32 protein-coding genes and 5 pseudogenes are annotated in these 23,623 nt (G+C 39.0%); 11 read left to right on the forward strand and 26 right to left on the reverse strand.

Annotated elements, in window-relative coordinates; translation table 11 throughout:
- Positions 1-82: 82 nt before the first annotated feature.
- From KUH03_RS09320 to KUH03_RS09420, 21 genes and pseudogenes are all read right to left on the reverse strand, one after another.
- Positions 83-700, reverse strand: coding sequence for a hypothetical protein (locus tag KUH03_RS09320; protein WP_257092795.1), 618 nt, complete (start codon positions 698-700; stop codon positions 83-85).
- A 556-nt stretch (positions 701-1,256) separates the two neighbouring features.
- Complete coding sequence (locus tag KUH03_RS09325) at positions 1,257-1,706, reverse strand: nuclear transport factor 2 family protein (protein ID WP_257092797.1); 450 nt, start codon at positions 1,704-1,706, stop codon at positions 1,257-1,259.
- Between the two features lie 206 nt (positions 1,707-1,912).
- Positions 1,913-2,311, reverse strand: coding sequence for an NAD(P)-dependent oxidoreductase (locus KUH03_RS09330; protein WP_306429713.1), 399 nt, complete (start codon positions 2,309-2,311; stop codon positions 1,913-1,915).
- Positions 2,312-2,325: 14 nt separating this feature from the next.
- Complete coding sequence (locus KUH03_RS09335; RefSeq protein WP_257092799.1) at positions 2,326-2,838, reverse strand: NAD(P)-dependent oxidoreductase; 513 nt, start codon at positions 2,836-2,838, stop codon at positions 2,326-2,328.
- A 591-nt stretch (positions 2,839-3,429) separates the two neighbouring features.
- On the reverse strand, positions 3,430-3,648 hold the full coding sequence (locus KUH03_RS09340) for a hypothetical protein (protein ID WP_257092801.1): 219 nt from the start codon (positions 3,646-3,648) through the stop codon (positions 3,430-3,432).
- Positions 3,648-4,495: pseudogene (locus KUH03_RS09345) on the reverse strand (glycoside hydrolase family 76 protein). The gene KUH03_RS09340 and the pseudogene KUH03_RS09345 overlap by 1 nt, the downstream one beginning before the upstream one ends.
- Before the next feature lie 186 nt (positions 4,496-4,681).
- Positions 4,682-5,808, reverse strand: a pseudogene (locus tag KUH03_RS48395) (glycoside hydrolase family 76 protein).
- Between the two features lie 9 nt (positions 5,809-5,817).
- Entirely contained in the window at positions 5,818-6,054 is a 237-nt protein-coding gene (locus tag KUH03_RS09360) for a hypothetical protein (RefSeq protein ID WP_257092805.1), read from the reverse strand.
- Positions 6,055-6,061: 7 nt separating this feature from the next.
- Positions 6,062-6,247, reverse strand: coding sequence for a hypothetical protein (locus tag KUH03_RS09365; protein ID WP_257092807.1), 186 nt, complete (start codon positions 6,245-6,247; stop codon positions 6,062-6,064).
- A gap of 41 nt (positions 6,248-6,288) precedes the next feature.
- A complete protein-coding gene (locus tag KUH03_RS09370) occupies positions 6,289-6,471 on the reverse strand; it encodes a hypothetical protein (RefSeq protein ID WP_257092809.1) in 183 nt (60 codons plus the stop codon).
- 40 nt (positions 6,472-6,511) lie between these two features.
- Entirely contained in the window at positions 6,512-6,775 is a 264-nt protein-coding gene (locus KUH03_RS48400) for a SusE domain-containing protein (protein WP_373564671.1), read from the reverse strand.
- Positions 6,712-6,882 (reverse strand): hypothetical protein, encoded by a 171-nt coding sequence (locus tag KUH03_RS09375; protein WP_257092811.1) that lies wholly within the window; start codon positions 6,880-6,882, stop codon positions 6,712-6,714. The genes KUH03_RS48400 and KUH03_RS09375 overlap by 64 nt, the downstream gene beginning before the upstream one ends.
- 148 nt (positions 6,883-7,030) lie before the next feature.
- A complete protein-coding gene (locus KUH03_RS09380; protein WP_306429715.1) occupies positions 7,031-8,263 on the reverse strand; it encodes a RagB/SusD family nutrient uptake outer membrane protein in 1,233 nt (410 codons plus the stop codon).
- Positions 8,170-8,655, reverse strand: coding sequence for a hypothetical protein (locus tag KUH03_RS09385; RefSeq protein ID WP_257092813.1), 486 nt, complete (start codon positions 8,653-8,655; stop codon positions 8,170-8,172). Before KUH03_RS09385 ends, KUH03_RS09380 begins: the two co-directional genes overlap by 94 nt.
- An 11-nt stretch (positions 8,656-8,666) precedes the next feature.
- A pseudogene (locus tag KUH03_RS09390) lies at positions 8,667-10,727 on the reverse strand (SusC/RagA family TonB-linked outer membrane protein); the annotation flags it as partial.
- Positions 10,715-11,203 (reverse strand): TonB-dependent receptor plug domain-containing protein, encoded by a 489-nt coding sequence (locus KUH03_RS09395; protein ID WP_257092814.1) that lies wholly within the window; start codon positions 11,201-11,203, stop codon positions 10,715-10,717. The pseudogene KUH03_RS09390 and the gene KUH03_RS09395, both read right to left, overlap by 13 nt.
- Before the next feature lie 20 nt (positions 11,204-11,223).
- Complete coding sequence (locus KUH03_RS09400) at positions 11,224-11,574, reverse strand: carboxypeptidase-like regulatory domain-containing protein (RefSeq protein ID WP_257096825.1); 351 nt, start codon at positions 11,572-11,574, stop codon at positions 11,224-11,226.
- Positions 11,544-12,074, reverse strand: a complete 531-nt coding sequence (locus KUH03_RS09405) for an STN domain-containing protein (protein ID WP_257092817.1) — start codon at positions 12,072-12,074, stop codon at positions 11,544-11,546. Before KUH03_RS09405 ends, KUH03_RS09400 begins: the two co-directional genes overlap by 31 nt.
- A gap of 237 nt (positions 12,075-12,311) precedes the next feature.
- Positions 12,312-13,045: pseudogene (locus KUH03_RS09410) on the reverse strand (FecR family protein).
- A 176-nt stretch (positions 13,046-13,221) separates the two neighbouring features.
- On the reverse strand, positions 13,222-13,344 hold the full coding sequence (locus tag KUH03_RS09415) for a hypothetical protein (protein ID WP_257092828.1): 123 nt from the start codon (positions 13,342-13,344) through the stop codon (positions 13,222-13,224).
- A 240-nt stretch (positions 13,345-13,584) separates the two neighbouring features.
- On the reverse strand, positions 13,585-14,190 hold the full coding sequence (locus KUH03_RS09420) for an RNA polymerase sigma factor (RefSeq protein ID WP_257092830.1): 606 nt from the start codon (positions 14,188-14,190) through the stop codon (positions 13,585-13,587).
- Positions 14,191-14,909: 719 nt separating this feature from the next.
- Here KUH03_RS09420 and KUH03_RS09425 point away from each other — a divergent pair.
- The 8 genes and pseudogenes from KUH03_RS09425 (at position 14,910) to KUH03_RS09460 (ending at position 18,443) form a co-directional block, all read left to right on the forward strand.
- A complete protein-coding gene (locus KUH03_RS09425; protein ID WP_257092832.1) occupies positions 14,910-15,701 on the forward strand; it encodes an SDR family oxidoreductase in 792 nt (263 codons plus the stop codon).
- Between the two features lie 70 nt (positions 15,702-15,771).
- A pseudogene (locus KUH03_RS09430) lies at positions 15,772-16,172 on the forward strand (heme-binding protein).
- A gap of 18 nt (positions 16,173-16,190) precedes the next feature.
- Positions 16,191-16,397, forward strand: a complete 207-nt coding sequence (locus tag KUH03_RS09435; protein ID WP_257092834.1) for a hypothetical protein — start codon at positions 16,191-16,193, stop codon at positions 16,395-16,397.
- 44 nt (positions 16,398-16,441) lie between these two features.
- Positions 16,442-16,666: a hypothetical protein gene (locus tag KUH03_RS09440; RefSeq protein ID WP_257092836.1), complete on the forward strand. Its 225-nt coding sequence runs from the start codon at positions 16,442-16,444 to the stop codon at positions 16,664-16,666.
- Positions 16,667-16,707: 41 nt separating this feature from the next.
- On the forward strand, positions 16,708-16,992 hold the full coding sequence (locus KUH03_RS09445; protein ID WP_257092838.1) for an AraC family transcriptional regulator: 285 nt from the start codon (positions 16,708-16,710) through the stop codon (positions 16,990-16,992).
- A gap of 171 nt (positions 16,993-17,163) precedes the next feature.
- Entirely contained in the window at positions 17,164-17,688 is a 525-nt protein-coding gene (locus tag KUH03_RS09450) for a GNAT family N-acetyltransferase (protein WP_257092840.1), read from the forward strand.
- A gap of 208 nt (positions 17,689-17,896) precedes the next feature.
- Positions 17,897-18,127 (forward strand): hypothetical protein, encoded by a 231-nt coding sequence (locus KUH03_RS09455; protein WP_257092841.1) that lies wholly within the window; start codon positions 17,897-17,899, stop codon positions 18,125-18,127.
- Entirely contained in the window at positions 18,114-18,443 is a 330-nt protein-coding gene (locus tag KUH03_RS09460; RefSeq protein ID WP_257092843.1) for a hypothetical protein, read from the forward strand. Before KUH03_RS09455 ends, KUH03_RS09460 begins: the two co-directional genes overlap by 14 nt.
- A 206-nt stretch (positions 18,444-18,649) precedes the next feature.
- Here the strand turns inward: KUH03_RS09460 and KUH03_RS09465 are convergent, their stop codons facing one another.
- From KUH03_RS09465 to KUH03_RS09475, 3 genes are all read right to left on the reverse strand, one after another.
- Positions 18,650-19,783 carry a hypothetical protein gene (locus KUH03_RS09465; protein WP_257092844.1) on the reverse strand — a complete coding sequence of 378 codons (1,134 nt, stop codon included), beginning with the start codon at positions 19,781-19,783 and terminating at the stop codon, positions 18,650-18,652.
- A gap of 149 nt (positions 19,784-19,932) precedes the next feature.
- The gene (locus KUH03_RS09470) at positions 19,933-20,046 is read right to left on the reverse strand and encodes a nuclear transport factor 2 family protein (RefSeq protein WP_257092846.1); all 114 of its coding nucleotides are present in this window, start codon (positions 20,044-20,046) and stop codon (positions 19,933-19,935) included.
- A gap of 43 nt (positions 20,047-20,089) precedes the next feature.
- Positions 20,090-20,377, reverse strand: coding sequence for a hypothetical protein (locus KUH03_RS09475; protein ID WP_257092848.1), 288 nt, complete (start codon positions 20,375-20,377; stop codon positions 20,090-20,092).
- 205 nt (positions 20,378-20,582) lie between these two features.
- On the opposite strand from KUH03_RS09475, the gene KUH03_RS09480 reads away from it, so the two are divergent.
- Both KUH03_RS09480 and KUH03_RS09485 read left to right on the forward strand, forming a co-directional pair.
- The gene (locus KUH03_RS09480) at positions 20,583-21,035 is read left to right on the forward strand and encodes a GNAT family N-acetyltransferase (RefSeq protein WP_257092850.1); all 453 of its coding nucleotides are present in this window, start codon (positions 20,583-20,585) and stop codon (positions 21,033-21,035) included.
- Between the two features lie 48 nt (positions 21,036-21,083).
- Entirely contained in the window at positions 21,084-21,491 is a 408-nt protein-coding gene (locus tag KUH03_RS09485) for a GNAT family N-acetyltransferase (RefSeq protein WP_257092852.1), read from the forward strand.
- Between the two features lie 131 nt (positions 21,492-21,622).
- Here KUH03_RS09485 and KUH03_RS09490 read toward each other — a convergent pair whose 3' ends face one another.
- Both KUH03_RS09490 and KUH03_RS09495 read right to left on the reverse strand, forming a co-directional pair.
- The gene (locus tag KUH03_RS09490; protein ID WP_257092854.1) at positions 21,623-22,033 is read right to left on the reverse strand and encodes a nuclear transport factor 2 family protein; all 411 of its coding nucleotides are present in this window, start codon (positions 22,031-22,033) and stop codon (positions 21,623-21,625) included.
- Positions 22,034-22,288: 255 nt separating this feature from the next.
- The gene (locus KUH03_RS09495) at positions 22,289-22,897 is read right to left on the reverse strand and encodes a hypothetical protein (protein ID WP_257092857.1); all 609 of its coding nucleotides are present in this window, start codon (positions 22,895-22,897) and stop codon (positions 22,289-22,291) included.
- 109 nt (positions 22,898-23,006) lie between these two features.
- Here KUH03_RS09495 and KUH03_RS09500 point away from each other — a divergent pair, with 109 nt between their 5' ends.
- Positions 23,007-23,597, forward strand: a complete 591-nt coding sequence (locus KUH03_RS09500) for a DUF6528 family protein (protein WP_257092859.1) — start codon at positions 23,007-23,009, stop codon at positions 23,595-23,597.
- The last annotated feature ends 26 nt before the right edge of the window (positions 23,598-23,623 follow it).

The following is a 23,623-nucleotide window of genomic DNA, read 5'->3' on the forward strand; positions in this document are numbered from 1 at the left end:
TTTTTCATTTTAGTTATATAGATACCCTCATCTCTCCTATATTTATAGACATCGCTAGACTCAATCATGCTACACGAATAGGTTAGCCTGTCGTGTAAATTATAAAAATAGCCACCAATATTAAAACTGATATCACAGCCGCTGCTACGGTAGACCTAGCTCTATATTGGAGATCTTTTGGAAACATTAGCTGGCGAATAAGAGCTAAGCCGACTGCACCAACTCCCGAAAGAAACAACCTGATATAAAAGCTACTGTCACTAATATCCATATAGTTTCCGCCGATATAATCAATAATAAAAATCTGTAACACCGTGAAACCTATTGCAAATAACAAAGAGGCGACTGCACCCTTGATGTCTTTTATTTTTACAAAATTTAGCGTTTGAAGTATAGCCCCGAAAATAACTCCAAAAAATAGACTAAAAAATAATATTGCACTATTTTTATATAGTTCGATGGCATTTTCATCGGTTGTAGCTCCTTCGTCCCAAGAATTCTCCTCTGCAAACTCCGCCTCTCTCTTCTTATTCACCAGCGCTTCAATCTCCTCCGATTCATCTGGAGTAAAATTCCGTCCCCTTTCTTTTAAAATCTCATAAGCATATTGAACCGCATCAGCTACTGATCTACTATCCGGTTTTATATACTTTTCAAGCTCAATGTCCGAAAGCTTTTTGATAACATTTCTATTTACCATAAAATTTAATAATCCTTTACATTGTTGCACAGACGAACAGTAGTCCAATTGCCCCAACTATTTGTTATGTTTCCCGCGAAACACTGTTTTGAAAAAAAAAAGATGATTGCACCTTAATATTCCTAATTAAGCTAAATTTAAACAACAGTGTTTATTGTTTTTGATATTATAAAACTTAAACGGCCCTTGGCATAAAATTCAGATTGTATGCTGCAATAAAATTACATCGATTTCAATTTAAAAATATATCAATTCAAAAAAAATATTTATTTCCAAAACGATTTTTAAACGACAACTGTTCTTATAATAGAAAAAGGCTATTAGCTACCTTTCGAAAGAAAGGTCCAACATAAAAATTGGCGTAGTACAGTGAAAATCCAATACGCTAAAAACGTTGGATGAGGAAACAAAAAGAGGAAACGATAGGAAACATAAAAATTGCTGTACAAGTAAACGTTAAGAGAAAGGGTCTGATTAACATCAGGCCCTTTTGACGTAAAAAAAGCCACATCTGCTGATATGGCTTACAACTTATATATTTATTCTAGATGGCTTCTTATCTATAAGAATTGACAGATTTGGACACTTTCCAGCTGTTACCCTCACGTACCAAAGTCACAAGATCAGTCTTCGTGAATTCTTCAAAAGCTAAAGTAACCTTGGCTACCATAAAATCCGCTGATTCTTCAAGGATCTGTGTACTTACCTTACAATCGAGTTTCTTTCCCTCCTGTTTTTTAAAGTAGTTAACCACTTCTTCACGGCTATGTGTTATCCCTTTGGAAGAAGATTGAACATTTTGGCTGAAGTCCTCGGCAAACAATTGCCCTACTCCAGCTGATTGACCTTCGGTAGTGACCGCAACATAGTGTTCTAGGGCGAAGTCCGCTGTTGAAAGGTTAACGGCTACTTTTTCTGATTTTGAACCTGGTCCTTCAGCTGCCATAGCGAATGTCGATACTGCGATCAGGGCTGCTGCTGCGAATGTTTTTACTAATGAGTTCATAATGTCTTTATTTTATATTGTTAGTTTTTTAGTTTCTTTTCTAATTGTCGCAAGGATATTGATTTTGTTGCATCATTTCCTTGTAGATTCTGAATCAAAACTACAACACAATAGGTCCTTAGCATACGGCCTCTAGACCAACATGACGGAAAACTCGGTGAATAGCGAAAATGGAGCGGTGAGTGCTCCGAGCATAGCGCAAACTTTTAATAACCTTTTTCCAAAGAAACTTCGTTGAGTAAAGGTCGTCCTTCAGTCATTCTTCTATAATTATCCACTACCTGTAAGACCGAAGAACTAATATTTGTCCTACTTGCAACATGTGGAGTTATAAAAACAGAACTGCAATTCCAGAACGGATGATCTTGGGCTAATGGTTCCTGATGAAATACATCGAGGTAAGCGTTAGCAATTTGCTTCTCAGCGATTGCTTCTAATAAATCTGCATCAACAAGATGTTCGCCTCTACCGACGTTAAGTAGAACTGTTCCCTTGGGACATAAACTGAAAAGATCATGGTTTAAAATTCCTCTTGTCGCATCAGTCAATGGCAAAACATTCACAATAAAATCTGTTTTCTCAACAGCCAGGCCAAGTCCCGCAATCCCCGTGAAAGAGTTTACCCTTTTAGATTTTTAGCTGAATTCGACCACCCGTTTACCTTGAAACCTAACTGGGCTAACCTTTCAGCTACATAACCGCCGATTTCACCCAATCCTAAAATCGTTACACAGGTTTGACCAATAGATTTATATACCAGGGGCTGCCAATGTTGTTTCAATTTTTCTATGGCATAAGCCGAAAAATTCTTCATCGAATGCATCAAACATGTCAAAACGTGCTCAAACATATCACTTTTTAACATGGGGTCTACAATCCTACAGGTCTGGATATGTGAAGGTATAGATTCAGGAAATAAATGATCTATCCCAGCTCCTCCAGACTGGATAACTTTTAGATTGGGAAAATGAGTATAATAATCTGCCTCGGGCTTCCAACAAAGTGCAAACTCGACCTCATCATTATTTTCGATCTCAGGATAGATCTCAACGTTTATTTCGGGTAAATGTTTATTGATTTCGAACTTCCACTCTTCAGCCCGACCACTACTTAGTACCAATGCTATACTCATATTGCTTTCATTTATACGAAAATAACATTTATCCTAAAAATAGTAATGTACTTATTCCAGAATAGCTTTATTATCTGGTAACCAAAAGCTGCAAGTGAGACGATAAAAATGTTTTATGAGAACAAGAACCATTTAAGCCACTTATGATTTTTATACCAAGTAATAATCAATGAAAAAACTGAAGAGAAAGAACTTGCCAAAGAATTCAAAACATGTAATATAGTCCCTGCCAACGACAATAAGTGTTTAACACAATAAATACAGTTATTATCACTTCTAGAAAAAGGACTAAGCATGCTCCTATCAATAACCTAACTTGTCTTTTCAATTTTAAAACCTCTGAATTCATAATTGATTAATTTAATGGATATCGTTGAACCGCCCCTTAAGATTCATATATTTTCCTATTCTCTTGAAACAAAATCTATCACCTTAATAATCAAAGCCATAAAATAACATTCTTTCATTTTCATAAAAACCATAACAACTAATCTTAACACGCACAAAAAAGCCACATCTCACGATGTGGCCCAAAATAAGCTTATGATCAATCTGTGATCAGCCCTAATGATTTGTTTTGTTTAGAAACTACTAATACCCGAATTTTGCTAAGCGGCCGTACATCTCCACAAAAGCACATTGATCCAACAACCACTTGGATTTTTTAGGTTTCTCCAATGTCCAATCAGCATCAAACAGCCCATCTTGATCGCGCATTTTATCCCATGCCAGATCAAGATTTTTCGCAAAAATGTCCATGTATTTTCTATTCCCATCCTGTTCGAACAAACTGATATATCCCCGCATCATCACAGCATGGAACCAGACATTACTGTTTTTAGGATCGGAAAATCAATTCCATCTCTGGTCTGAAAAAAATAGCTTAAACAAGCTTCAGCCAGCTGCTGTGCATCCATCAGATACTTTTTTTCCTTCGTCAGTTTATAAAGCAAGGCCGCAGCCTGCAACATCTGGCCCGAATTATAGGAATATTTGGCTTTATCTACCTTACCATTTAGATGTATATTATCCCAATACAGCTTGTCATCTGGATCTCGCAAACCTGCTTTTGTCCATTCATATAGCCGTCGACCTTCATTTAGATAATTCTTCTCCTTGGTTGCTTCAAACAGTTTTAGGGCAAACACAGCTGCTGGAGCATTCGAACAGGCATTTTTAGATTCCTTTTTTGCTCACACCAATAAATACCACCGCCAAGCTTGTTATCTTCACCACTCTTCACAAAAGCCCATATTTCTTTTGCATTTTTGAGGTAATCAGCTTCTTTGGTCTGGATATAGCTATCGGTAAAATCAATACCCAACCATATATTGTCATCGTAAAAACGGTCTGATGCCGGTGCGGAATTGATATAAGAGGCATAACCTACAGGTACACGCTGTTCATCTCTGTATTCACGGAGTCCTACCAGTACCTTTTGATCCAATACTTTCTGATGCTTAGCTTTATCCTTTGACAGTTCCATCAATGCATTTACGGCAGAGAAACTGCCCGAGAAAGGCCAGAGATAGGCGTATTTTTTCTGCTGCCCTGCTTGTTCGTTATTATTCAGATAATCTGCTTTAAAATTTTCATCAAAAGGATATTTTTCGATCAATAATTTATTTTCAGCGCCCCCATATTTGTTATAGACCACATCTAGGGTCTTTTGCGCACGTTCGGAGAATTGATCTTTTTAACTTGCGCCTGCGTCGTCAAATAGCATAATCCTGTCAGAAGTAATGTCGTCGTTATCTGGTTTATTTGTTTCATTTGCATCTATTAGTTTAATGAAGCCATCAGGAACTAATGTTCATCTAATGGCTCCGAGGTATCCAATCTGTTATTTTGACCTTATCTGATAGCGTGCCAGCCCTTCAAACAGCATGGCAGCACTGGCGTAGGCTGAAATTTCGCTATTACCAATCGGCGGCTGAGACCAGGAAGAGCCAAATAATAGCGTTGGTAAGCTGGTTCCTTTGGTCCAGGCAATTTTACCGTTGTTAACCAAAAACTTCTCAAACTTTGCGCGATAATCTGCATCGATTCCCTCCAGGTTCAAATATTCAACAAAATACCGGATGAATATACCCTTAAACAGCGCACCGTCACCATTACCTTCATCGCGCAAAATATTATTCCCCACATCTATACAGCGGGTAATGGTGTAATAGCTAATTTTTTGCGCATCGACCAGATAGATCTGATCTTTGGTAATCTTAAAAAGCTCCACAGCCGTACCAAGAAAAGTTCCCTGATTATAGGTCAACGTGGTTACATCAACCGCATCTGTCTCTCCATTGATATTATCGTACACAGCACCCGAAGATGGATTATATAAGGTTGCCTTCTGCCATTCATAGATTTTTTTGGCCCAGGTCAGGTAGTTTTCATTTTTGTTAGATTATAAAGTCTAGCCGCAAGAATGCTAGCAGGTCCATTAGAACAGGCATTCTTGCTGTATAACATATCCTTGCGCCAGGCCAATCCACCGCCAGCATATTGTTCATTCCAGGCTTTCAAAATATCAGTCCATAACAGTAGTACCGCATCGAGATATTTTTGCTCCTTAGTCGTCTCGTATAGTCGCAGCATAGTCAAGGCATTCCACTCCATATCATCATAGAATACATTATAGTAAGTGTTGCCATTTTTAACCTTGACACCCTCAAACCACTTACTGAAATAGGCGCTGTATTTAGCGTCCTTCGTCCGTTGATAGGCATCAATAACCACGTCCATCGCGTGGGCATTGGGCCAGTATTGAAAGCCCTGATCCGATTGGTTGATGGCGTTGTTAAAATATCCAGCTTCATTCCAGAAACCAGAGATCATTTTGTCGGACACCTGCGTAGCGACCTCTGTCCAAGATTCCCGAATCGTATCGTCGTATAGATATGTATCCTCGACTTTTGTGCACCCAAACAGTAAAAACAGCATGGATGAGATTATCACTATTTTCTTCATCATTTCCTCTTTTTAATTTGGAACTACTGCATGTGTATAATCTTTGTCCCCTTGTAAGATCATGGAGATTTTGGTCGGACGCCCATCTACTGCATCCACAAATTTCCATTTGTCATCCCATTGCGAAAGATTAGGTAATATACGGACAAAGTAATACGATGGGGCTGAAGAACTGTTTGGTGGGCTATCGGTCCCTGTCTGGGTTCCCAATTGCACAGTCTCTGCCTTTCCTGCCTTGACCGTTTCCATCTGGAACTTATAGCGTTGGTCGCGCCCCAGCTTTCCTGTTTAAAGTTGATGACACCTGTTGCCGACCAGATACCCTTGCCTTGATAGGGAGATCCAGTACCACCGCACCTGAAGGTGAGAAATAAACGCCCATGCTTTTGATTTCAGAATAGGTAATCGTCGAAACGTTGAAATCTATTCGAATTCGATACACCGCAGTCTTGGCAACGGTATTGCTGCCGGTCTCTGCTTCTTTTATCTTGGTTTGATCTTCGGAATAGAATACACGACCATCTGCCGATTTACGATCTGTAAAGATATATTTTTACCGGCTTCCAATTTTGTAAAAATCTCATATTCACCATTACCAACAAGCTTAAACGGTATGGCTTGAGCAATGGTTGTACCGTTCTCAGCACCTTCACCGGTGATAAACAATTCGTCGGAATATCTGCAAACCCTTCCAGCGTTTTGATGTTCAGATTTTTTTCACTTTACTCAGCACGCGTTTCATGCCTCGTATGGAATACACGGACCAACTGATGTCACCACTTGCGCCGGGTTCTATCCCAGCTTTGGCAGCCACCTGATTCAATATTTTGTGACTGATATTTGCGCCATTTGAATTCCCATTATTGTCGGAAGTAACGGTATATAGCGGCTTGCTGAAATCGCCATTTAGCTTATCAAAAACAACTTCATATTGGGCCGCTCCCCATCGGCGACCAGTGCAGATTCCCATTCAAAATACAGAGCCGCAGAACTCGAACTCAATAATTTAACGGCCTTACCATCTGTCGGTGCATATAAATTCTCCACAGCGGATACATCCGCATCCGAGTATTTCATATCGTCTTTTTGCAGGAAACGATGTTCGCAACCAATGCGAGCATTGCTATAACTTTAAAATACCATTTCATGTCTTTATCTTTAATTTTGTAGTTCAAAACGGACGTTGTCCACGCTATCGTTTGCAACGGTTTGTTTCGATTAAATTTTAGTTTGAATAGCCTTGATTATTGGGCAATAGGTTTTTATTCAGGTCAATCTGTGTCCTTGGAACTGACCATAGATAATCTCTGCTCTCGTCAAATCGTCTAATATCCAATTTGATATAGCTATTGTTACCACCATATTTTGCACCAGTTACCTGTCCATCCAGAAAGGTTTTACCTGCTTTCCAACGTACAATATCATAGTAACGTAGTCCCTCCAAAGCGAGTTCGCTTCTTCGTTCATTTCGTACGATCGTTTTCAGATCACCGGTCATAGGAAAGTCCAGCGCTTTGCCCGCCACAAAGCCAGCTCTTTTGCGGATAGGTTTGATTGTCATATCCCAAATTGCGGCATCGAGTTGCCCTAGCGCCTCTTTCGCTTCGGCATACATCAGTAAGATATCAGCATATCTGAACATAATAATATTGAGCCCGGCATCGTATTTTACCGTTGCTGTCACATCGTAATATTTCTTCACATAATAGCCAGTTGCAGAAGCATTGGCGCTCGCTCCCTGATATTCGTCCAAGCGCTCTTTATCTGTTCCTCCGGAGCCTGGCTTGATAAAAATTTTACGGACTGTCCCATCAAAGTCAGTCCATTGGCCGCCATGAAAAACAATAGTTGCCGCCATCCGTGGGTCTCGATTTATGTAAGGATTATCACTATTGTAGTTAGGATCCGCGCTTATGGTATTTCCATCAAGGGTGATATAGTTGTCAACAAGGCTCTGCAAAGGGGCATAGCCGTTCAGTCGCGCCTGAGCAGAAATCGGAGCCGCATCATAGAGTTTATTCCAGGTTTTCAACTGTGGTACATAGCCGTAATCGAGAATAACCTCCGAATTGTATTCTTTTGCTGCAGTAAACAATTCCGGATAGCTATCGAAAAGCGCATATGTCCCAAATTCCCCTTGTTTCTTGATCAAGTTCTCACAATACTGCAATACTTTGTTCCAGTTGCTCTCATAGAGAAAAGCCCGTGCCTGAAAAGCTGAAGCCGCACCTTTTGTAATTCGACCTTTATCATCGGCAGGCAACACATCTTTGCTGGGCAGATCAGCCATGCATTCATCCAATTCCTGATGGATAAATGCCATGACGGTTGCCTTGGCCGTCCTTGGAACGATTTTAGATTCCTCTAGGGAGATGTCTTTGGTAAAGAAAGGAACATCGCCGTAAAAATTGACCAGTCTAAAATAGAGGAATGCACGGATAAATCGTACCTCCGCAATCCGGCGTTTTTGAGCACAGCATCCATTCCGGGGACACGATCTATATTTTCAAGATAGACGTGGCAGGTCTTGATGCCGCCATAGAGATCGGACCATTCCGAAGCAAAACGTCCCAAGGTAGGGTCAGCAGTTCCATTGCGGATAGCGCGCTGGTCGGTATTTGACCGCCCTTCAAAAATATTATCACTTAGCGCTTCATCATTCCATAATCGGTCGGCTGAGAAGAGTTGATTATAAGCCATATTGACCACTTTTTCTGCGTTTTCTGGGTAATCCCAAAAGTTCTCATCCGTAAATCTATCTGTTGGCAAGGTATCCAACTTATTGCAGGAAGTGAAATGAACAACAGCCATTAAACTCAAGCCTCCTATAAGTAATTTATATAGTTTCATCACATAAATGGTTAGAATTGAATATTTAATCCGCCGCCATAATATTTCAACGTTGGATAATTGCGGGCACTATTGGCTGAACCTCCCATATTGGAGTCAAATTCGGAAGATTCGGGGTCTATCCAGGAGTTTTTGCTCAATGTGAGTAAGTTTTGGGCATTAACAAAAAAGCGTACCCGTTGTAGCCCCAATTTGGATGTGACATTCTTTGGTAGTGTATATCCTATTTGGAGATTTTTCAGACGTGCATACTTCCCATTGAAAAGATAGAGATCAGAATCTTTCCCAAAGTTGTTTGTTGAGGCTGTAGATCCATTGGCTGTAAGTCGAGGCCACTGCCCATCAATATTTGTCGGCGTCCAGTAATCAAGTTGATGTTGATAAATAGCGTACGAATAATTCTGGTGAAAGGGCTCAATCAGTTCACCGCGGATCATCATATCCCGTTTACCAACACCTTGCCAGAACATGCTAAAATCAAAATCCTTATAACTGAGGTTATAGGTCAGGCCGAATGTAAATCGTGGGAAACCATTACCCAGGACAAATCTATCCCGTGCATCGATCATTCCATCATTATTGCGATCCACATATTTGACATCTCCTGGGCGCAAGTCCGCGGCAGTGATACCACTTGGCAGGGCCGAGGTCTCGATATCCGAAATATTCTGGAAGAGTCCAGCCATTTTGTAGCCATAATAGGAATTGTACGGCAGACCGACACGTGTCAATTTGGTAATATTATCTACTGTTGAAATCCGGTCATCTCCTGGCATGGAGACAATCTTATTGTGACTGTCACCTATATTGGCATTGATCTGATGCTGAAACTCGCCTGTTTTAGTGTGATAGGTCAGGTTGATCTCCCAGCCTTCATTGTTCATTTCGCCCAAATTCTGGTTTTTTAATGAGGTCCCAAACACGGATGGGATCTGTGGTGACATCAGAATATCTACTGTTCGCTTCTTAAAATAATCAAAGCTTGCTGTCAGCTTATCCTGAAAGAAAGTTGCATCAAGGCCAACATTGAAATTATAGGTTTTCTCCCAGCGCAAATCCAAACTGGCATAATTAAATCCCGCGGCAGCTACTGGCTTATTATTAAATCCATAGCTGTTTGGATAGGATTCATAAGTAAAATAATATGAATAATCATCCACGGCCTGATTTCCCAGTACACCATAGGTGGACCGAACCTTGAGGCTACCGACATGCTCCTTATACCAATTCATAAAAAGCTCTTCCGATGCTCGCCATCCAAGTGATCCTGAAGGAAAGAATCCCCAGCGATTTGCTTTTGAAAACTTGGAAGATCCATCGTAGCGAAAGCTGAATTCGGCAAAATACTTACTTTCAAAGTCATACCCGGCACGACCGAAGATTGAGTTGATACTATTCTGTAAAGTTCCATTTGGTGTGACACGGGCACTGGCGGGATCGATAACTGTTCCGGTAGTCGGTGTTCCCAGCACTGGATCGGTAAACTTCATTTTAAGTTCATTCTGTCTACGCGTATAGGACTCATTGGATGCACCAATCAAACCTGAAACATGATGACTCCCGAAGGTCTTATCATAATCCAGCAATAACTGAAAATTCAGCAAAGAAGCTTTTTCATTAAAATCTTCTGTATTACGATCTGAATTTACGAACACCTGTGGCAGCAATGCCTCAGGGTCGGAATACAAGGGTACTTGGATCCGTCTGATAAAACGATGGTCTGCGTAGATATCTGCGCCAAAAATACCGCGCAGCTTCAGACCGTCGAACAGCTTTGCCTCGAGATTCAGATTGATGTTAAAATAATCATTGTCATTTTTAATATAACCACCTTCATTAAGTTCAGCCAGCGGATTTTGATCTGTGAGTGCGTTATTGACCAGATATTTTCCATTATCTGCCCGCATTCGATAATAATAATAAGAAGGGAGGCGAGAAGCATTGATGATAGCACTTCCGGCTGTATTGCTCATATTGTTGTTACGTGTATACGCTAAAATTGAGGTCAGTTTAAAACGGCCGATCTCAGTACTGAGATTAGTCCGTAGATTATAGCGTTTTATCCCAAAATCCTGTCCAACAAAATTGCTGGGTTGGTTATAAAAGCCTCCTGAAAATAAATAAGAACTTTTTCACCACCACCCGTGACGTTGATATTATATTTTTGTTGAAACGAATTTTTCATGATTTCCGGCAAATTCCATTTTTCGATATCCTGATGTGCATACAGATCAGCAATCGCTTCTGGTGAAAACTGTGGATCCATTCCTGAGTTGGTGAGCGCAAGATTGCGTAAGGTCGCATTTTCATAGCCAGCGACTGGGGAAAATAAGATTTTGGGTTGTTGCACACCCCATTGCGTGCCAATTGTAACCGAGGGCTTCTGATTTTGGCGTCCCCTTTTTGTGGTTACCAAGATGACACCATTTGCTGACCGTGAGCCATAAATAGCTGTGGAACCTGCATCTTTGAGTACAGATACTGTTTCGATATCGTCCGGATTGATCTTGTTCAGTGTTCCACCTTCGGTAATAATTCCGTCAATCACTACTAGTGGGGCATTACTATTTACCGTAGATATTCCCGGATATTGATGTTCATTGAATTATCGTTTGGATCCATACTTTTCTGTTGAATGGTCAAACTTGGGGAAGCGCCCTGAAGGGCCTGTGTAACGTTGCCGACCGGTCGGTCCTGAAAGGTCTTTGCACCGATCTGATCGACGGCACCGACAACGCGCTGCCGTGTCGTGGTACCATATCCGATAACGATAACTTCTTCCAGCTGGCTATTGCTACTTTTCATCAGCACATGTAACTGTCCCAATTCCTCTGTACGCATAGCGGCCAACTCCACAAGCTGCTGATCGTACCCGACAGAGGAAAATATCAACGTGGATTTTGGAGAAAGATTACTGATCGTAAAACTACCATCAGCGGCAGTGGAAGTTCCAGCTGATTCATTTCCTTTACGCGAACGGAAACGTTGGCAAGCGGTTCACCACGCTCATTGGTCACCCGTCCCTTGATCATTGCCTGAACTGGCACCGTCGCATGCTGTACCGATGGGCTTATGCTTGTAGACCGGGGCTTGTCCCGAATGACGATTGTCTTGCTGTTCATCTGATACGATAGCGGCTGATCTGCAAAAAGCTGAACCAGCACATCTGACAACATGCGGTCTTTTACTTTTATATTGACAGGTTTAGCCGCCGACATTTGCCGTTCTGTATAGAGAAAATTGTACCCTGTCTGTGACTTGAGGTCCTTAAATATTCTTTTAAGGCTCATATTGGAGTATTCCAATGTTACCTTTTGTGCAAAAGTCGAAGCGCTAACCTGCATAAAAGTAACCAAGATAATTATGGTCGTCAATCGCATAATAAGCCATAGTTTACGGAATAGCAAATATGCTATCACCTTTTTCTGATATAATTTTGATACATTTGCAAGGTTTGATTTGCAGTATATTCGAGTCGTCCAAAACAGAAATATAATGCAGATTGGATAGTTAAAATTTAATTGTCCCAAACAGCAACCGAGTCCTTCGGGATCTTGGTTGCTTTCTTATAGCCCACCGTGGTGACTATTCGTTTTGTATATTTCTATTCATCAGTTGCTTTTTTAGGTATTTATAATCAATTATTTATTAAACAATTACGGAAGAACATATAGGGTTTTCCCTTCAATCCTGAAATGGACTGCCCCCGTATTTTCAAGCAGATTTAAGACTTGCTTTACGTTATCAAAGCGGGATATCCCTCCGCCGAACTTCTCTGTTGTTTTTTTCCCTGATAGATTACATCCACATTATACCAGCGTGCTATTTTTCGCATTACACTTTCGATATCATCCTCATCAAACATAAATTCGTGATTGGTCCACGCAATTATTGGAGCTGTATCTACTTGCTGTAATTTAAGCGTTCCGTTGGCGTTAAGGCTAGATTGTTGTCCAGGAAGTAACTTCAGTTTTTGGTTGCTGGAGGATACTTCGACACTCCCTTCCAAAAGTGTAGTCCGCGATGCAGGTTCATCAGTGTAGCTATTTACATTAAAATGAGTACCCAGTACTTTGATCTGTTGACCGGATGTATTGACAATAAAGGGATGTTTCGGATCCTTTGCTACCTCAAAATAGGCTTCTCCTACCAATTCCACTTCCCTTTTCCCTTTGTGGGCAAACTGCATTGGATACTTAAGGGCTGAAGCAGCATTGAGCCATACCTGTGTACCATCTGGTAACTTAATCCGATAGGTTTCTCCTTTGGTTGTTGATAATATGTGATTGCCTGACCCAGCACCCGCATTTTTCCCTACTTCGTAGATCAATTGTCCATCATTACTTTTAGAAATCTTGATGCCCATTTCATCTGCAATCTGTCCATTCATGGTCTCCTGTAGGCGAATCTGATCGCCATTGGCCAGGGTTAAGGTCGCGGATTGTTTTCCTGGCGATATCAACTCTTGTGCAGACTGTTGATTTGCGGGATTACGAGCACCATCAAAAAACCACCAACCAGCAAACGATATTCCAATGACAGTAGCAGCAACAGCGGCAATACGTTTCAGGACCACAATGATCTCGTTTTTGGTTTATTTATCTGAAGATGCAATTGCTCCCAGGTGTTATCCAGTACCAGCAGAAGTTCGGGATCCTGAAGCAAGACCTGATCTACAGGATCATCCAAGACTTCCTGGATCAGTTCCTGCAGCAGTATTCGGTCTTCCCCGATTTTATATAAGTCAGAAAAGCGCGAGAATTTTCCTCACTGAGTTCTCCATATATATACTGCCTTAACGTATATTGAAGTATTTTTTTTCCACAATTGGTTATCTTCTTTTTAGCTAATACACTTCAAAAGCAACGATCATCTGCTCCCGTTGCAATTTTATTTTATATTTTTTCAGCCTAAAGAAAATAATAGGGATCAATGATGTTGAAGAAGTATAAAAGAGGCTATTAGCAGCGTGGATTTATCCAAAACACCGTGTCTTTCTTTGATATATTTGGTAGCCTTTACAATATGGTCATTGATTGTGGAAGTCGAGATTCTTAATAAGGTACTTACTTCTGCGTAGCTTTTACCTTCGATCTTACAAAGCTTATAGATCAGTCTGCGTTGAGGTGGAAGCTGTTCAATCGTCTGGGAGAGCCATTGTTCGTCCTGTTTTTCGTCTAATTGTTCTTCTACATGGCTGTACAATTGCGTATTATGTTGACTAAGGTAGGCTTGAACCTGTTTCTCCAGAGTATTTTTACGGATAAAGTTATATACGGTGTATTTAGCAATCTGAAACAGATAGGATCGAAAAGACTGTTCGGGATCAATTAGCTCCCGCTTATCCCATACTTTTATAAAAACTTCCTGTAAGAGCTCGGCAGCATCCTGTTCGGACTTGACCATTTTACGAATGTTGAGATAGATTCGGCCACTGTAGAGGGTATAAATTTGACGAAAAGCTGTTTGGCAGCCCGAACGCAGGGCCAACAGGTTTTCCTTCTCTTCAATATGATCATATCTCGGTTTATACATTGTCACTCTGGTGAAAATATAAAAATGGGTCACCAAATCTTGGACCTTTCTCTCATAGTGATGACAAAATAGCAAGAACTATCCCCTTCGTTGAAAAGTAAAAATGCTATAGCTTTATCGTATTTGGTTATCCTCTATCCATCTTAGGTTCATTCAATACATTTATTATCACCATAAAATCGGATAATAAACGAGCGCTGGCATTCTGAAAAATTGAAACTCCAACACATCGATAGCTTAGCTATCGGATACATCCATAAGATTGAATAAAACAAATATAAAAAAACTAAAACGGTTTTGCTTATTTCAGAAGAAAATTAAAAAATGAGCAGGCCGCAGCAATTGCCTCCCGTGGAATTTGCAAATTGTCCTTTGTCTTAAAATAACGAGGAAACAAAGCATGAATTGGCTCCTATAATCTAGCGATTTCATAAGACCTTTACTCGGACCTCGTTCGGATAAAAGCGAATAAAGTCTGTTTCAAATACGAATAATATAACTATGAAATAAGTATTATTTGGAAAAGAATCTCTTACCTGCTCCCTCGAAAAACAGAAAAAGCCGGATCTCAGGATCGCTCCGAATTTAGCCGCGTCTTCACAGCTATACGTTTTCGCATTAGAAGATTGAACCATTTAACAATATAAAATTGAACCATACAGAAACACTTTCAACATGCAAACTCAGGTAATTTAGCCTAAACCATTTAGATTAAAAAAATGAGTAAAACAATATTAATAACAGGAGCCGCAAGCGGTTTTGGAAAAATTGCTGCATTTGATCTGGCAAGCAAAGGTTACAAAGTAATTGCAACCGCACAGGTTTATCCACAGGTAAGCGACTTAATACGTGAGGCCACCGAAAAAGGAATCAAGCTTATTGTTGACAAATTAGACGTGACCGACCCTCGGGATCTAGCTTATATTCACAAGAAATATGATATTGATATCCTGATCAGCAATGCTGGCATCATGGAAGGTGGACCAATTGCTGAACAGCCAATGGACTTAATCCGTGCTATGTTTGATGTCAATGTATTTGGAGGTCTTGAGCTCGCACAAGGATTTATCAAAAAATTTATTGCCCAGAAAAAGCCGGGCAAGATTGTGTTCACAACTTCAATGGGTGGCCTTTGGACAGTGCCCTATGTGGCGGCTTATTGCGCTTCAAAACACGCGATGGAAGCGATTGCAGAAGGATTAAAAACTGAACTAGCAGACTTTAACATTAAGATCGCCACATGTAATCCCGGTGTATATGGTACAGGATTCAATGACCGTGGTGTGGATAGTATATTCCGCTGGTATGATTCTGAAGTCAATTTCACACCGCATGCTGTATTTGATGGCATCGCTGAATCGTTGAATAATCAATTGGATCCACAAGGCATGGCAGATTGCATTGTAGATGTAGCGCTGGACGAAAATTCTAATTTTAGAAATGTTTATCCTAAGGAAACCGAAGATTTTGTAAAACAGCTGCAGGTCGAAGCCTGGACTGCAAAAAGTTAGTTAAATAAACAATATCCTATGGGCACAGCTACCTTGCTGTGCTCTTTTCATAAAATAATGGACCAATATGATGAATATAAATTATAATCAAGCAACCCAACTATTGAATGCTTCTATTGTGAAAGCGAACGAAATAGGTATTTCTGTCTGCATAGCAGTAGTAGACAATGGCGGACATTTAATGGCTTTAGCAAGACTTGACAGTGTCTTTGGTGTCATAGACTTCGCAATAAAAAAGCAAAAACTGCGGTCATGTTTGGTGTAGACAGTGACACTATGGGTAGTATTATCGCTGGCGCTGATATCCATTCCTATGGCATGATCAACTCCAATGATGGTTTATTGACAATACCTGGAGGAATAGTCATTAAAGATGCGAAAGACAACATTATTGGAGCAATTGGCTGCTCCGGAGGTACTCCTGAGCAGGATAAAGAAATTGCAAGCGCGGGTAGTCAGATAATCCTTTAATTTAATGATATTTGTATCATGACTGCAACCCACGAGATCATATTTGATAGGCTGGTGTATTCCTGTGCATTTGAAAAACATAGGGGATCCGAGGAATTTTATCCGGATCATTTTTTAGGATTTCAGCTCTGCGGTGAAACACATGCTTTTCATGATCAGGGATTTACAGTTATCCATGAAAACATGGTCGTTCTGGTCAAAAAAATCAGCTTATCCGTACCATAAAATATCCTTCAAAATCTGGAAAATATAATTTCATTGCGATAACATTGGACAAAGAAACTTTGCAGCGTTACGCTTTTGAAAATAAAATTGTGATAGATACACAATATCGAGGAAAGCAGAAATTATTTTTTGAGCCCAATGAGTTCCTCACCAGTTATTTTATTTCGCTTGCTCCTTATATAAATAAAACGAAACAGGCAACACCTAGACTTGCCGATATAAAAGTCAGGAGGCTATCGAGCTCTTGCTTGATAGTAACCCTGATTTAAAATATATTTTGTTCGATTTCATTAAAACCTATAAAATCGATTTGGAAGAATTTATGAACAACAACTATATGTTTAATGTTCCGATAGAATCATTCGCTAAACTTACGGGACGCAGTATATCTTCTTTCAAGCGTGACTTTGCTCAGATCTTTAATTGTAGTCCCAAATTGTGGCTCAAGAATAAACGTCTGGAAGAAGCGTATTATTTGATCAAACACAAACGGCAAAAACCAACAACCTTCTATCTGGATCTTGGTTTTGAAAACCTAAGTCATTTTTATTCATCATTCAAAGAGAAATATGGCTTAACAACTTCAGAAATCTAGTATTCTTTTTCTCTTATAATTTTTTGACAATATGGGAAAAGCAGTCTTTTTAGTGTACTTACAGCTGTTGACCAAAGCTGAAATCGAACGCGGAAAATAGATGCTCCACTGACTAATAAAATGACAATTTTTATTCATAAATTGAGTCATTTCATTATAAACAGATTTGCTATGGGAACTAAAATTTCAACAGACAAACTAGTATTGAAACCTGTCGAACTGTCCGACCTCCAAAACATGTATTATCTTAGGACCAATCCACAAGTTGCCAAATATATTGAGCGGGATGTCAATAAAAATCTCGAAGAGATCAGGCAGTTTATAGAGCTAGTCAGAAAAAATAATTTTTACTTCACGATCAATACCATAGCTCCCAGTGAATTTATTGGAACGATAACCTTATGGAATATCGACCGAAGTACAAATTATGCGGAGATAGGCTACGAGTTGCTTCCTCAATTTCAAGGGAAAGGATTAATGAGTGAAGCCGTAAAGGCAATACTAGATTATGCTTTCAATGAAGCAGGATTTGAATATATTGAAGCATATACGCATCGCGAAAATATAGCGTCCAAAAAACTCTTGGAGCGAGTCGGCTTTAAATTGGTAGTGGGTAAAATTGATGAGGATAATTCAGACATTATTATTTATGGAATAAATAAAATACAGAAAGAAAACTCAATTGATCATGAATAATATAATTTAGTAATTTCAAAGGTGATACATAAAGCATAATAAAACAACAGATGAAATTTAGCTTTTTAATTGTAATGTTACTGACTTATGGCTTTGGCCAGGCACAGGATATCGAAATTAACGCTTCAAAAAAGCCAAGATCAATAATATAATCTCACTCTTCAAACAAAAGAACTTCGACGCTATTTCAGCCATTATAAATTACCCTTTGAAGCGAGAAAACCCGATTCCAGCTATTAAAAATCCAAAAGAATTTAAGCAACGGTCTCACGAGATTTTTGATCAGAGGCTCCTCAATCTGATTGCAGGTTCAAAAACTGAACAATGGTCGGAAGTTGGGTGGCGGGGAATCATGCTCGATAACGGCGCTGTATGGATAGATAGTGATGAAGGGAAAATAACCGCCATAAACTATCAGAGCCCTTTTGAAAAAAATTAAAACAAACACTGATCCAACAACAAAAGATTACGTACACAGTTCTTTAAAACAATTTAAAAATCCGGTATATACAATAAGAACTGAAAAATATCTGATTAGAATAGATGAACTTGCTAACGGAAAGTACAGATATGCTTCTTGGAAGATTGGCAACAAAGAAAACGCGCAACCTGATATTATAATTAATAATGGCGAATTGGAGTTTGGCGGAAGCGGAGGAATCACGTCATTACATTCACAAACAGAAACTATACTTACAAAATATATCGGAATATTATTGCCGAAAAAAATGCGTCTGATATTACCCTTGATGTAGAAAAAGATAACCAAAAAATTTTGAGTCAACGCGGAACATTAATAGCAAATTAAAAATACTGTTTGCTAAATTAGCATTCAATAAAAAGCCAAATTAATACGAAATCAATATGATTTAATTGAGTGCGGTTACTTACCTGTACATTAGAAAGTTCATAAAGAGAAATCTAATTATCGTAAAAAATTTGGCTCTAGCGAGAAGATGAATTATTCCTCTTCTTTATTGAACATCATTCTGAAAAATTCCAAAGTAGATTTTTCACCTGTTGGTAAATATAAAAACCCATGTCCTCCACTTTCCACGGATTTTAACACCCAATTTTTAGTCTGTTTCTCTACTTGTTGGTACACTTTCATGAGGTCGTCATAGGTATAAAGACTATCGTCTTTGGCATGTAGTGAGTAGATAGGATGTGTGAGTTCTGGAATTCCGTTTTCGGATTCAAAATCACCAATCTTCGGCCGTGCTGAAATGGTATAAAATGCTCGAAACGGGGTATTTTGTTCCTGAGCAAACCGATAACTGACATTTCCCCATTGATAATCCCCCAAATACATTGTATTTGTGTTAATATAATAACGGAGCTTAACCTCAGCCAATATCGTCGCAATAATTGCAGAGCAATTGTCGTAATTCTTCCATCCAGGATTTCCCTTTTGAAAGGGATATATAACAATCGAATTGGTGCTATCAGCAATTGTAAATATAGGTTCAAACCGTGTCTGAGGGTCTACTGTGAACGATGCTTCTTGCGCACTCACCCCTCCATGTAGGAAAAAAAGCGTCCTTGTTGGCGTATCGCACTGATAACCCCTGGGAACAAATACAAGATATGGAATTTCAAGTTCACCTTGATTAATATGATACAACGCAAAACCTTGTCGTGCATTTTGATAGGAAGCTTGTTTACCTGAGATCGCATTCGATAGAATTTCATCTTGCCAAATTTTGTCTAGCTTATATTTTTGCTGAATCTGGGCTTCCATCTTCGCTAAGATTTTTTTGTATGTGAGGTCATGTATTATTGATTTAAATAGGGAATCATTTTTAAAATAGGACAGCTCTTGTTCGTTATCGCCCAAGCCTAATTTAACCCCTTCATTTAACCATTCAATAGCCAAGTCGGTTTTACCACAGCGAAGTGCAATCAGCAGCGCATTTGCATAATCATATTTTCCTTTATCATCTTGCTTTTTAAAGGCTTTTTGAAAAGTCAGAAGAGCGTCTTTGTATTTTTCCAATTTAATTTGTGTACCAGCCAGATCCATCAATTGTTCATAGGATTGAGCAACTGATTTCTGAAACGAAAGCAAGACAAGCAATACCATTAAAATCTTCATTTTTTAATTTGGATAATTGTGTAGGAATATAAACTTATATAAATATGTTAAGCAAGAAAATGGATATCGTATGGAGCATATAGGTCGACTAAAAAGCCACATCTCGCGATGTGGCTCTCCAACATATATATTTATTTTAAACGACCTGCTTATTTATACGAGTTAATAGATTTGGATACTTTCCAGCTGTCGCCTTCGCGAACCAAAGTAACAAGATCCGTCATGGTAAAATTTTCAAATTTCATGGTTACTTTTGCGATCATATAGTCTGCTGATTTTCGATGATCCGGGCGCTCACGTTACAATTCAACTTTTCTCCTTTTTGTTTTTGAAAAAATCGACCACAGCATTACGGCTATTGGTTGCTGCCTGTGAAGATTGAACATTTTGGCTGAAATCCTCCGTAAACAATTGTTCAATTCCTGCTGATTCGCCCTTTGTTTTCACCGCAACATAATGGTCAAGGGCTAAGCCTGCTGTGGAAAGATTAACTGATGCTTTCTCTGTTTTTCCGACTATTTTTTCCGTTGCCATAGCGAAAGTAGATAATGCAATTAAAGCGACTGCTGCGAATGTTTTTACTAGTGTTTTCATAATGTCTTTATTCTATTGTGTTAGTTCTGTTGTTCTTATTTGTTGATTCAAAACTACAACACAATACGCCCCTCACCTACGGGCTTTAGACTAATGGACAGGAAAACTCGGCGAATGGCGGAAATGGGGAGGTAAACCGGCGACAGGACAAACTTTTCGAACCAATATTTCAAAAATCAAAATATTGTTGATAAATTGTCTATATATGGATAAAGCATTAACAGTTCTGGATTCGACGATACTAAGCAAAGAAGATATAATAGCTATCATGAATTTGTGGAATCAAGAGTATCCGGCTAATTTATCCTATACTTCCACAGCAGATTTCGAAGCGTATACAAAAAGTCTATTGTATCCAGACCATATACTTATCAGAAGCGACAATTATCTTATTGGCTGGGCGACCAAATTTGATCGCGGAAATGAGCGCTGGTTTGTGATTATACTATCTAGAATCGTACATGGAAAAGGTCTGGGAACTGAATTAATGAATAAATTAAAAGAAAATGAACAACGGCTTAATGGATGGGTCATCGATCATGATCTTGGAATAAAAACAGACGGAACTTTTTACCACTCACCACTTGGATTTTATATAAAAAATGGATTCATTCCAACCACTGATCAACGCCTCGAACTCCCCATTTATCAGCTGTAAAAGTGACATGGAATGCCAAAATATAAATACAAAGACTGAGTTTAACGAATGAACATAACAATTTCAGATACCCGAAACATCAATATTGATGATATTTTAACCTTATACAGGGCCAATGGATGGAGTGCGGCTGACAAACCGCACGAACTATATCGGGCACTGATCAATTCACATACATTAATCTCCGCATGGAAAGAAGATAGATTGATAGGCCTAGGAAATGCAATTTCAGATGGACACCTCGTTGTTTATTACCCACATCTATTAGTCCTTCCTGACTATCAGGGACAAGGAGTAGGCCAGCTTATTCTTGAAAAAATGCAGGATATTTATGGCCATTTCCATATGCAGATGCTTACAGCAGACGGAAAAGCTGTAAATTTCTACAAAAAGAATGGTTTTGAAAGAGCTGGAGAAACTGAACCTATGTGGATTTACAAAGGCAATGAGCACTAAAAACTGGATTGAACAATTTGCTCTTACATAGATAAATTCATTATTGAAAAGCCGAAGCTTATACTGCTAAAAAATCAGTTATATGATTTAAGTCATATAACTGATTTTTTATATTGTAAAGTTGCGTACTGTTATTTTCCGTTGAATTTGCTATTAAAGTAAGCATCCACGACATGCTGATCTTGTGGAAAATTAAAGACTTCTTTGATCTTATTTTCCTCGATTTTCCAAAGTAAACATGACATATTATTTAGGCTTTCACCATCTTCGTCATTACTCCAATTACGATGACAGTCTATAACATGATCATCACTAACACCCATTACTATTCCTTCGGCTTGAAAATTATACTTTCCCAATTTAGTTAGATAGTCGAGAATTCCGGATACGCCCACTTTAGTTCCGCTCAACGGATGTGCGCCAGGAATATGCCATTTAACATCACTATGGAAGACATCCGCTAGGTCATCGACATTGTTATTTGCATAAGCTTCAAAAAAACGGTGTATTAATATTAAATTGGGATGATTGTGATTATCCATTGCTGATAAATATGTTTAGATTATTGATGGTGTCATTTGCTAATCTGCAAAGACCACTTGATTAGTAATTCTATTCTAAAAGCAATTTAAGATTAAAATCTAACAAAACAAACCTGCCAATGGACAAAAGCTACTTTCATTTTGCTCACGATAGTTACTAAAAAGAATACCTCTCTAACCTGCTCACCTTAGGCAAACGGATGAAGAAAACTCAATGAAAGGCGGAAATAGGAGGATAAGGCAGAAACAGGAAATTCAACCTAAGTTGTCAATCTCCTGTTGAATATTTAAACGGGCTTGTTTTTCATACCTATCGAAAAACAAATCTGTTTTAAAGATCCTTTCCATATTCAGAAAACTCTGCAGAACTTGTTTTCTACCTTGGTCAAAATAAATAGAATCTCCATATTCTTTGCGGATGCCGACGGCATATTGAGCATAAGATCCACTGTCAGCCCCTAGTATTGACATATCGGCATCTATAAAGTAATTGATATCAGACGAACTATTGCCCGCATGTGTCTTTGTTGCTAAGATCATCTCGCTACATACGCTGATCAAATCGGATGGATATTGTAGTCTATTTAGGTGATTCACAGCCACAAGTGCACTCTTTTCTTCATTAGTACCATCCATCATAAAGTAGACGATGTCATGATAAATCATAGCTAGATAGGCTGTGGAATAATCTGACAATTTATTTTTGCAAAGATCTAATTGATTGCTAAAATGCTGCAAATGTACCAAGGTATGATATGCCCTTCGTTGATCGGAATATGATACGATTACCTCATTCCAGCAGGATTCCAACAGGACGATATCCTCAATATATGGTTTGAGGCACGAAAAATAAATCTCTTTCATTTGTAAGACATCAATGATCATAAGTAAAGCTAATTATTTTTGTTATCATATTCGTTTTCAAACAACTTATCTAATTAACTTTAAATACGAAATTAAAACCGAACAAGGAATGAAACCTGGTAGAATAATTGACACATTGGTACTGTGGATCATCTTAGCAATACCTTTTCTAGGCAATGGCCAACAATTGACGCAGATCCAAAAGGGGTATTGGGTTGCCTGTGGAGATGACAAAGTGCTTATTATCAATCCCGCAATTGGTTCCGATAGCTCAGCCATTGTCTGGAAATGGCAATTCGGAGAAAGCGCCAATCAAATACCGAAGGAATATAGCAACTATTTCAAGTCAATAGATGAATGCAAGCCCGTGTTTTCAAATAAAAAAATCCTGATTACATCATCGACTGGTGCAACCTGCTTATTGAATATCGCCGATAAAAAAATTGAGTTTTACGCGAAGACACCCATGGCCCATTCAGCGGACATATTGCCCGGAAAACTTGTAGCTGTGGCAAACTCAACTCATCCAAAAGGTAACTCTCTGGAGCTTTATCAATTAGACCAACCGGAGAAACCGATCTACAAGGACACACTTTATTCGGGGCATGGTGTAGTCTGGAACAACAGATTACAGCAATTATTTGTGCTTGGCTATGACGATCTGCGAACGTATAAATTAACTGATGCTAAAAAAGCTTAACGCTCGTCAATACAATAAAAATTCCC

Source organism: Sphingobacterium sp. E70 (assembly GCF_019285695.1).
Classification (GTDB): domain Bacteria; phylum Bacteroidota; class Bacteroidia; order Sphingobacteriales; family Sphingobacteriaceae; genus Sphingobacterium; species Sphingobacterium detergens.